The following is a 10,149-nucleotide window of genomic DNA, read 5'->3' as shown; positions in this document are numbered from 1 at the left end:
ACACCACGTGACCGTGCAACCGGTCGTGGAGGATGCCATTTCCCATCTGGCGGCCCTGACTGCTCAGCGCGATCGCGAGATGCTGGATGTGTCGCTGGCTCAGGGGGTGCTGGAGTTGTTGTCGGTGACCAGTGTGGGCGTGTACCGCCTGGTCGGTCGCGACGACGAACCTCGGCACTGGCTGTGCAGCGGCCTGGCCAGGCGTGGTCAATTGACGGTCAGTGATCCGCCCTGGGTGGATCTGGAGTCTTTGCCCCCTCTGGCGGCCTATCCCATGCGTGCCTCTGTGCTGGATTCGCGCTTGCTGGAGCAGGCCGAATTGAGTGAAGAGGTGACCGAGCCTGGCTTGCGGCACGTGACGGTATTGCCTTTGCTGGTCGAAGTGGGTTTGCCTGGTGTGCTGGAGGTCTGGTCTGAAAAGCCCCTCTCGCTGCAATCCTTGCGCCCGATACAAACCTTGCTCAAGGTGTTTGGCAACTTCCAGAATTTGCTGGAATCCAGCCAGCGTGATGCCTTGACGGGGCTGCTCAACCGTCAGACCTTCGATGCCACGTTTCTGAAGGCCTCGATGCCTGTTACGGCGGACGCCTACCAGGTGCCGGCCGGCGAGCGCCGCTCGGTTCCTGCAACAGGCTACTGGCTTGGCGTGGTGGACATCGACCACTTCAAGAAGGTCAACGATGGTTTTGGCCACCTGATCGGTGATGAAGTGCTGGTGCTGGTGGCGCGCATCATGCGCCAGTCATTCCGTCACTACGATCGCCTGTACCGATTTGGCGGCGAGGAATTCGTGATCTTGCTGCGTGGCGGTACCGAGGTCGATGCCATGGGCGCTTTCGAGCGCTTCCGCAAGAACGTCGAGTCCTATCCTTTCCCGCAGATCAACCGGGTGACGGTGAGCGTGGGCTTCACCGAGATCGAGCACAAGGACACGCCCAACGTGTCCTTCTCCCGTGCGGATCAGGGCGTTTATCAAGCCAAGCACCAGGGGCGCAATCAAGTGCTGTGTTACGAGGCGCTGGTGCGTGAAGGTGTGCTGAAGTCGGAAGACACGCACGTCGGCGACGTCGAGCTGTTCTAAGTCGGCGTATCGTCAGCGCCTCAGGTACTGTTCGCGCTTTTCTTCTTTGCGGCCGTTTTGCGTGGTGCCTTCTTGCGCGCCAGCTTCTGGATGTCCTTGTCTGTCACCGTTTTGACCACGGCATAGCGGTCCAGCGTTTCCTGTCGCGCCACATCGTGCATCACCAGTGGTTTGGGGTAGTCGCGGCCGATCACGACATCATCCGTACTGGCCAGATCGGCCGGGCGAGCCAGCCAGGGTGCATGCAAGGCCTGGTCGGGCAGGGCGGCCAGCTCGGGCACATAGCGCCGGATGAATTTGCCCTGCGGGTCGAATTTCTCGCTCTGGTTGATCGGGTTGAAGATGCGGAACCAGGGCTGGGCATCACAGCCGCTGGAGGCCGCCCACTGCCAGCCGCCGTTGTTGGCGGCCAGATCGAAGTCCAGCAGCTTTTCGGCGAAGTAGGCCTCGCCGCGTCGCCAGTCGATGCCCAGATCCTTGATGAGGAAGCTGGCCACGACCATGCGCAGGCGGTTGTGCATATAGCCTGTCTCGTTGAGCTGGCGCATGGCTGCATCCACCAGCGGGTAGCCGGTCTGCCCTTCGCACCAGGCCTTGAAGTTCGCCTCGGCGTGCGCACCGTGGGCCCACTTGATGAGGTCGTATTCGCGCTTGTAAGCCTGGCCCACCACATGGGGATGGTGGAAGAGGATCTGGTGATAGAAATCGCGCCAGATCAGCTCCGACAGCCACGTTTGCGCGCCTGAGGAGCCCGCTTTGGCGCGCTCCCATGCCAGGCCAGCGAGCTGGCGGATCGACACCGTGCCAAAGCGCAGGTGGGTGGACAGGTAGCTGGGCCCTTTGACACCGGGGAAGTTGCGCGTTTCGTCATAACGATCGATGCGGTGCAGGAAGTCGTCCAGCAGGGCCTGGGCGCCGCTCATGCCGGCAGGGATCTTCAACGACCCCACCTCTTCGAAGCCCAGTGCTTTCAGTGACGGCACTCTGGCTTGGCCAATGGGGTGAACTTTGGCTGGGATAGTTGCAAATTGAGCGCTGAAGCGTTCAACAGGGTAGGGTTTGACGTAGAAAGGATCAATTTTCTTGAGCCAAGCGTTCTTGTAGGGCGTGAACACGCCATAGGGCGAGTCATTGCCTGTGAGCACCTCGTTGCGCTCGAAGATCACATGGTCTTTCGAGGTGAACAGGGCCACGCCGATGTTGCTCAAGGGGCCGCGTACGAAGGCATCGCGCTCCAGTGCTGCAGGTTCGTCGTCGTGATTGGCGTAAACCGCCTGCACGCCCAGTTGCGCTGCCAGCTTCGGGATTTCGACTTTGGCTGAGCCGTGCCGCACGATCAGGCCGGTGGTGGCGCCGCTCGCTGCTGACGAGGTCAATTGCGCCAGAGGATGCTGCTGGCCGAGCGCCTCCAGCGCCTGATCCAGCTCGATCACACTGCGGTGGATGAAGTCCACGCGACGGTCAAAGCGAGGCAGTTCATCCAGGATGTCCGTGTCGAACACGAAGGCGCACCACACTTTGCGGGCGTTTTTCAAAGCGTGGTAGAGCGCGGCGTGATCCGTGCTGCGCAAGTCGCGCCGGAACCATACGAGGGCGGAATCGAATACCGGATGCATGTCAGGAGTATCGCTTCGGTCGGCAAGCACGGGTTGCTGGTGGGTAAATGCGGGAATCTGCATGAACGGGCAGGGCTGGCGCGTCTAAAATCGCGGGATGTCTGCAGGCGCGCCCAACCCCATCAATCTGACCAACCAGTTCCTCATCGCCATGCCGGGGATGAAGGACGGCAATTTTGCCGGTGCGGTGGTCTATATGTGTGAGCACAACGAAAAAGGTGCGCTGGGCTTGGTCATCAATCGCCCGATTGACATCAATCTGCGCAAGCTCTTCGAAAAGGTTGACCTGAGCCTGGAGCGATCGGATCTGGCTAGTCGTCCGGTGTTTTTTGGTGGCCCGGTTCAGACCGAGCGTGGTTTCGTGCTGCATGAAAGTCTGGATGCGGAAGGCGGCCACTACAACTCCACGCTCAAGATCGCCGATGGCCTGGAGATGACCACCTCGCGCGATGTGCTGGAAGCGTTGTCCAACGGTGCCGGCCCACGTAAGGTGTTCATCACCCTGGGCTACTCGGGCTGGAGCGCCGGGCAGCTCGAAGAAGAATTGGGCCGCAACGGGTGGCTCAATGTAGATGCTGAACCCGAGATCATCTTCAATACGCCGGTTGAACAACGCTATGACAAGGCTTTGTCTCTGCTTGGCATCGACCGCAACTTCCTGATGGGCGAGGCCGGGCACGCATGAGCGGGCCGGTTCTGACTTATCTCGCCTTTGACTACGGTCTCAAGCGAGTGGGCGTGGCCACGGGCAACAGCCTCACGCGCCAGGCCCAGCCGCTGCGCACCATCGCGGCCGAAGGCAAGCCTCGTTTCGAGCAGATCGGGCAATTGATCGAAGAGTGGCGCCCCAATGCGCTGGTCATCGGTGTGCCCTTTCATCCTGACGGCGCTGAGCACGACAATACCGTTCGCGCACGCAAGTTCGGTGGGCAGTTGCGCGGGCGATTCCATCTGCCCGTGCACGAGGTGGACGAGCGTTACTCGACCACCGAGGCCATCGCCATGGGCGCACGCGATCTGGATGCGGCCTCGGCTGCCATCTTGCTGCAACAATATTTCAACGATCATTCCGAGCCATCCGAAAGCTGAGAGGCCCCAGTGAGCAATCCGTCCCCTGCGCAGAACCATGCCCTGCACCTCGATGCCGAGGCCCTGTACGACAGCCTGCTGGTGGGCATTCGCCGCATCGTCACGCCGGAGACGACCCTGGTGGGCGTCTGGTCGGGTGGCGCCTGGCTGGCTGAACGCCTCAACACCGATCTGGGCTTGAAGACCCCGCACGGCGTGATCTCGTCGGCCCTGCATCGTGATGACTACAGCTCACGCGGCATGAGCGCGACCAAGGATGCGACCCATTTGCCCTTTGAGGTGGAAGGCCGCCACATCCTGCTGATCGACGATGTGCTCTACACCGGCCGCACCACGCGCGCCGTGATCAACGAACTGTTCGACTTCGGCCGTCCCGCCAGCGTGACCCTGGCCGTGCTGGTGGACCGTGGTGGTCGCCAGTTGCCGATCGAGCCTGCCTTGTCTGCCGCCCGCATCACGCTGCCTGCCAACGAGCGCGTCTCGCTGGACCGCACGCCTGAAGGCCGTTTCCAATTTCATTTCGAGAGGGTTTGATGTACAAGAACAACCCCCAGCTCAACAAGCACGGCGAGCTGATCCACCTGCTGTCCACTGAAGGGCTGCCCAAGGCCAATATCCACCAGATTTTGGATACGGCCGAGCAATTCCTGAGCGTCAACGAGCGCGAGGTCAAGAAGGTGCCCTTGCTGCGTGGCAAGAGCGTGTTCAACCTGTTCTTCGAGAACAGCACCCGCACCCGCACGACCTTCGAGATCGCCGCCAAGCGCCTGAGCGCCGACGTGATCAACCTCGACATCGCGCGTTCATCGGCGTCCAAGGGCGAGAGCCTGCTGGACACGATCTCGAACCTGAGCGCCATGCAGGCGGACATGTTCATCGTGCGCCACTCCGAGTCGGGTGCGCCTTATCTGATTGCCCAGCACGTGGCGCCGCATGTGCACGTGGTCAATGCTGGTGACGGCCGCCATGCGCACCCCACGCAGGCCTTGCTGGATATGTACACGATCCGGCATTTCAAGAAGGACTTCAGCAACCTGACCGTGGCCATCGTGGGCGACATCGTGCACTCGCGCGTGGCCCGCTCCAACATCCATGCCTTGACCACCTTGGGCGTGCCCGAAGTGCGCGTGGTGGGCCCTCGCACCCTGGTGCCTGGCGATCTGCGCGAGATGGGCGTGCGCGTGTGCCACAGCATGGAGGAGGGTATCCGCGGTGCGGACGTCATCATCATGCTGCGCCTGCAAAACGAACGCATGAGCGGCGGCATGTTGCCCAGCGCTGGCGAATTCTTCAAGGAGTTCGGCCTGACCGAGGCCAAGCTGGCCCTGGCAAAGCCTGACGCCATCGTGATGCACCCGGGCCCGATCAACCGTGGCGTCGAAATCGACTCCGCCGTGGCCGATGGCAAGCAAAGCGTGATCCTGCCGCAGGTGACCTTCGGTATCGCGGTCCGCATGGCCGTCATGTCCATCATCGCTGGCAACGAGGCTTGAACACATCATGAAGATTCTGATCAAGAACGGCCGCCTGGTCGACCCCGCTTCCGGCCTGGACCAAATCGGTGACCTGGCCATCACTTCCGGCCGCATCAGCGCCATTGGCAACGTCAACGGCGATTTCGCGGCTGACCGTGTGATCGACGCCACCAACATGATCGTGGCGCCCGGCCTGGTGGACCTGGCCGCGCGCCTCAAAGAGCCCGGCCACGAGCACGAAGGCATGCTGGAGTCCGAACTCGCGGCTGCGGCCGCTGGCGGCGTGACCAGCGTGGTCTGTCTGCCCGATACCGATCCGACGCTGGATGAACCCGGCCTGGTCGAGATGCTCAAGCTGCGTGCCCGCAAGCTCAGCCGCTGCCGTTTGTTCCCGCTGGGTGCGCTCACCCGCGGCCTCAAGGGCGAAACACTGACCGAGATGGCCGAGTTGCATGAAGCTGGCTGCGTGGGCTATTCGCAAGCCGAAGTGCCAGTCAAGGACACGCAGGTGCTGCAACGCGCGCTGCAATACGCATCAACGTTTGGCTACACGGTCTGGCTGCGTCCCCTGGATGCCTGGCTTGGCAAAGGTGTGGCGGCCAGCGGCCCTGTGGCCACGCGTTTGGGCCTGTCTGGCGTGCCGGTTGCCGCCGAAACCATCGCCCTCAACACGATCATCGAACTGGTGCGCGCCACAGGTGCGCGCGTGCACATTTGCCGCATCTCCAGCGCTCCAGGTGTCGAACTGATCCGTCAGGCCAAGGCTCAAGGCCTGCCTATCACTGCCGACGTCAGCATCAATTCCCTGCTGCTGACCGACATCGATATCGGCTACTTCAACTCCGCCATGCGCCTGACGCCTCCGCTGCGTCAGGGCCGCGACCGCGACGCGCTCCAAGCCGGTCTGCTTGACGGCACGCTGGACGCATTGGTGTCCGATCACACGCCGGTGGACGAAGACGAGAAGACCTTGCCCTTCGGCGAGGCAGAACCAGGCGCGACGGGCCTGGAATTGCTGCTGAGCCTGGCGCTCAAGTGGTCCGGCGCCGATCAGGGGGACAAGCCTGCGCCCGACAAATTGCGTCGCGCCTTGTCCGTGGTCACCCAAGGCCCTGTCAAGGTGCTGGGCGATGCGCTGGGGTCGCTGTCATCCAGCGCTGGCCGCCTGGTGGCTGGCGGCGTGGCCGACGTCGTTGTGTTCGATCCGGCTGCCCGCTGGATCGTGGAGCCATCTGCGCTGGTCAGCCAGGGCAAGCACACGCCGTTTGCCTTCAGTTCGACCGGGTTCGAGTTAGTGGGCCGCGTGAAGTTGACCTTGGTAGCCGGGCAGGTGGCCCACGAAGCAGAACCCGACAGCGCTGCAGCATGAGTGCAGCCTTGGGCGAGCGATCCCCCGGCCCCTCAGGCCTGGGCTTGATCACGGCTGTGCCGTTGGCGGCCTGGCGGCTGCTGCGCGTGCTGCTGCACCTGCTGGTGGGCTACGTGCGCTCCTATGCGATCTGGCCGGGATTGGACGAGCAGGGTTGGCATGACGAAACCAGCCGCTGGTCTCGCCAGTTGCTCGCCATTCTGGGCATACGCCTTCAAGTGCAAGGCCAGGCACGGCCCGGCGCCAAGCTGGTGGTGTCCAACCATGTGTCCTGGTTGGACATCGTGGCCATCAATGCCGTGGTGCCATCCCGCTTTGTCTCCAAGGCCGAGGTGGCGAAATGGCCGCTCGTCGGGCGCTTGGTGACGGCTGCCGGAACCCTGTACCTGAGGCGTGAGCGCCGGCGGGATGCCATGCGCGTGCTGGGGCTCATGTCCCAAGCCATGCGCGAGGGGCACACCGTGGCGGTCTTCCCGGAGGGCACCACAGGCGATGGGCATGGCGTGATGCATTTCCACGCCAACCTGTTGCAGGCGGCCATCGATGCGCCGGCCCCTGTACAACCTGTTGTGTTGCGTTATAGCGACCCTCAGCACGCCGTGAGCCCCATCGCAGCCTATGTTGGCGACACCACACTCATGCAATCCCTGTGGTGGATCGTCACCGCCAGAGGCCTGTGTGTGCATGCCCAGATCCTGCCGTTGCAGACAGTGACGCACGCTGACAGAAGGGCGTTGGCCGAGTCCTTACAGGCCCAGACGGCTCAATTCCTTCAGGTTTCAAATCACTAATTCGTGCATTAGTGAAAAATTGCACGTTGCGATACACCTTATTCAGGGGATAGGTGTCAAGTGGTAACACTACTCTGACGACAACCGCCAAGCCCTTAGGCAAAGTGGTCGCGCATTCGGACATATAGCCGATACCAAAAGCATCAGGTGGAGCAGTCCGAATTGGCGTCCCGTCAACCCTGTTGAGGAGTCCCTCCTATGTCAGAGAAAAAACTTCGGCGCCTACCCTTGGCGGCCGCAGCTTTGGTCACCTGTATGGGTGCTCATGCTGAGTACCAGTCGCCTGATGGCAACTTCCGGATGTCTGGTTTTGGCACCTTGGGTGCTGTTAAGAACGGTACGGACGATGCGGAGTTCAACTATCCTGGTCAAGGGGGTGGTGCTACCAAGCGTGGAAGCCTGAGTCCTGATAGTAAAGTTGCCGTTCAGGGCACGTACAAGTTTGCGCCTACCGTCTCAGGTACCGCTCAGGTCATGACCAAGTACGATGCGGAGGGGCAGTACATCCCCAACATTGAGTGGGCCTTTGCTAAATGGCAAGCTTTGCCTGGCCTATCGCTTCGTGCAGGCCGCATGGGTGCTCCCTACTTCATGATTTCTGATTTTCGCGACGTCGGTTATGCGAACACCACTGTTCGTCCAAATCTGGATGTCTACGGTCAGGTGCCGGTTAGTCAGTTCCAGGGGGCTGACGCGAGTTATCAGATGAGTATAGGTGCCTCTACCGTGACGGCGACCTTGTGGGCGGGTGATTCAAAGGCCCTCTTTAATTCGGCAAGTGTGAAAGCGCCAACGGAGGTGTTGATTCAAGGGCAGATTGGCCTGAATATCCAAGCCGAGTTGAGTGAAGGCTGGTCGATGCGTCTCGGCCGGAGTCAGGGGAAATTGACCCTGAATTCCGAAAGCAACAGCAACCTGCGCGCTTTGGCTTCAGGGCAAACAATTGCAGGTGATTCTGCGACTTCGCAAGGTGCTGCCGCCGCAGGTGCATTGCGTCGCGGTCAAATTGCGGGGGGGCTTGGTGCGACTGGTCAAGTCATTCTTGGGCAATTGAATCAGGTCGATGCGCTGGTTAATCCTTCCGGCGTGAATGCAACCTTCACAGGTTTTGGCTTGAGCTATGACCAAGACAATTGGGTATTCAATGGCGAGTATACAAAGCGTAAAACTGACAGTTTCGTGACGGACACGACAGGTTGGTACGGCACTTTGGGCTACCGTGTTGAGAAATTCACCCCTTACATCGGTCTCTCCAAGGTTGTGACAAATCGCAGATCAGCGAATCCGGTCACTCAGCTTTCCGGCACCGGTTTGGATGCGTATATCTTGACGGTACAGGGCGGCGTGAATCAGGTTCTGGGGGTTGAAAAGCTTGACCAGAAGACGACGACGTTGGGGGTGCGTTGGGATGCCACAAGCAATATGGCGATCAAGGCCCAAGTCGATCACATCATCAAGCCGGTAGATTCCAATGGCATGTTCCTGATTCCCGATCCGGCTACCACCACGGCTCAGAATTTCCTGAACTCCAAGCGAACGGTCAACGTGTTGTCCGTTTCGGTTGACTTCGTGTTCTGAGCGGAAGGGAGCATCACATGAACATCAAGCACACCCTTCAAGCCGCCGCCGCAGTTGCACTTCTGACCCTGGCTCAAGCAGCCAGCGCGCAGGTCGCTGTGATCGTCAACCCCAAGAGCTCGCTGGCATCGATGACGCCAGAACAAGCCGCCGCCATCTTCCTGGGTAAAACCTCGACGCTGCCGACCGGTCAGACTGCGGTGCCCGCAGACCTGCCTGAATCGACTGCAGCGCGCGACATGTTCTACAGCAAGGCTGCTGGCAAGTCGTCTGCGCAGGTGAAGGCCACCTGGGCGCGTCTGACCTTCTCTGGTAAGGCCACGCCTCCCAAGGAAGTGCCGAGCGCCGCTGACGTGAAGAAGCATGTGGCCTCCAACGTGGATGCCATTGGCTATATCGAAAAGTCTGCCGTGGATAGCACGGTCAAAGTTGTTCTGACCGTGGAATAAGTCTCTCCAGGCAAGGGTTGTCACGCGTTTGACCGCGTGGCAACCCTTTATTGTTTCTGGACAAAGACAAATTCTCGGGGACCTCTACAATCTCGCGTCCCGTTGAAAGGTCCCTGATGTTTTCTTCCGAGTTTTTCGGGTCGCTGCATGATGCCCTCGTGCAATGGGCGATCCAAGGTCTGACAGACGCCAGTTGGTGGCAAATTGTTGCCTACACACTGGTTTTGACGCATATCACGATTGCTTCTGTCACCATCTTTCTGCATCGTGCTCAGGCGCATCGTGCCTTGGAGCTGCATGCCATTCCCTCCCATTTCTTCCGCTTCTGGCTGTGGCTGACCACCAGCACGGTCACCAAGCAGTGGGTGTCGGTGCACCGCAAGCACCACGCCAAGTGCGAAACCGAAGAAGATCCGCACAGCCCAGTTACCCGCGGCATCAAGAAAGTGCTGCTGGAGGGGCGTGAGCTGTATCGCGACGAGTCCATGAAGGCCGAGACGCTCAAGAAGTATGGTCACGGCACGCCCGATGACTGGCTGGAGCGCAACCTGTACACCCCCCGCAATAATTGGGGCCCCATTGCCATGTTGCTGATCGATCTGGCGCTGTTTGGTGCCATCGGCATCACCGTGTGGGCCGTGCAGATGCTGTGGATTCCCATCATGGCCGCAGGCGTGATCAACGGGATCGGTCACTTCTGG

At 60.7% G+C, this 10,149-nt stretch carries 11 protein-coding genes; 10 read left to right on the top strand and 1 reads right to left on the bottom strand.

Going from position 1 to position 10,149, the window contains the following annotated elements; all coding sequences use genetic code 11:
- The first annotated feature begins 7 nt into the window (after positions 1 to 7).
- Complete coding sequence (locus EPO09_RS18740; RefSeq protein WP_290645469.1) at positions 8 to 1,081, top strand: GGDEF domain-containing protein; 1,074 nt, start codon at positions 8 to 10, stop codon at positions 1,079 to 1,081.
- Between the two features lie 20 nt (positions 1,082 to 1,101).
- Here the strand turns inward: EPO09_RS18740 and EPO09_RS18735 are convergent, their stop codons facing one another.
- On the bottom strand, positions 1,102 to 2,697 hold the full coding sequence (locus EPO09_RS18735; protein WP_290645467.1) for a deoxyribodipyrimidine photo-lyase: 1,596 nt from the start codon (positions 2,695 to 2,697) through the stop codon (positions 1,102 to 1,104).
- Positions 2,698 to 2,794: 97 nt separating this feature from the next.
- Here EPO09_RS18735 and EPO09_RS18730 point away from each other — a divergent pair, with 97 nt between their 5' ends.
- The 9 genes from EPO09_RS18730 to EPO09_RS18690 all read left to right on the top strand — a co-directional run.
- Entirely contained in the window at positions 2,795 to 3,382 is a 588-nt protein-coding gene (locus tag EPO09_RS18730; protein WP_290645465.1) for a YqgE/AlgH family protein, read from the top strand.
- Positions 3,379 to 3,786 (top strand): Holliday junction resolvase RuvX, encoded by a 408-nt coding sequence (ruvX, locus tag EPO09_RS18725; RefSeq protein ID WP_290645463.1) that lies wholly within the window; start codon positions 3,379 to 3,381, stop codon positions 3,784 to 3,786. Before EPO09_RS18730 ends, ruvX begins: the two co-directional genes overlap by 4 nt.
- 9 nt (positions 3,787 to 3,795) lie before the next feature.
- Complete coding sequence (gene pyrR / locus EPO09_RS18720; protein ID WP_290645461.1) at positions 3,796 to 4,320, top strand: bifunctional pyr operon transcriptional regulator/uracil phosphoribosyltransferase PyrR; 525 nt, start codon at positions 3,796 to 3,798, stop codon at positions 4,318 to 4,320.
- Positions 4,317 to 5,279 carry an aspartate carbamoyltransferase catalytic subunit gene (locus EPO09_RS18715; protein ID WP_290645459.1) on the top strand — a complete coding sequence of 321 codons (963 nt, stop codon included), beginning with the start codon at positions 4,317 to 4,319 and terminating at the stop codon, positions 5,277 to 5,279. Before pyrR ends, EPO09_RS18715 begins: the two co-directional genes overlap by 4 nt.
- A 7-nt stretch (positions 5,280 to 5,286) precedes the next feature.
- Positions 5,287 to 6,630, top strand: coding sequence for a dihydroorotase (locus EPO09_RS18710; RefSeq protein WP_290645457.1), 1,344 nt, complete (start codon positions 5,287 to 5,289; stop codon positions 6,628 to 6,630).
- Positions 6,627 to 7,421: a 1-acyl-sn-glycerol-3-phosphate acyltransferase gene (locus EPO09_RS18705; protein ID WP_290645455.1), complete on the top strand. Its 795-nt coding sequence runs from the start codon at positions 6,627 to 6,629 to the stop codon at positions 7,419 to 7,421. The genes EPO09_RS18710 and EPO09_RS18705 overlap by 4 nt, the downstream gene beginning before the upstream one ends.
- Positions 7,422 to 7,619: 198 nt before the next feature.
- A complete protein-coding gene (locus EPO09_RS18700) occupies positions 7,620 to 8,999 on the top strand; it encodes a hypothetical protein (protein ID WP_290645453.1) in 1,380 nt (459 codons plus the stop codon).
- A gap of 17 nt (positions 9,000 to 9,016) precedes the next feature.
- A complete protein-coding gene (locus EPO09_RS18695; protein WP_290645451.1) occupies positions 9,017 to 9,448 on the top strand; it encodes a hypothetical protein in 432 nt (143 codons plus the stop codon).
- A gap of 116 nt (positions 9,449 to 9,564) precedes the next feature.
- A partial coding sequence (locus tag EPO09_RS18690) for a fatty acid desaturase (protein WP_367200091.1) occupies positions 9,565 to 10,149 on the top strand: 585 nt, incomplete at its 3' end.

The sequence above is a fragment of the Aquabacterium sp. genome (assembly GCF_004297345.1).
Taxonomy (GTDB): Bacteria; Pseudomonadota; Gammaproteobacteria; order Burkholderiales; family Burkholderiaceae_C; genus Aquabacterium.
Note: the sequence above shows the minus strand (reverse complement) of the source record. Positions and strands in the feature narration are given on the sequence as shown.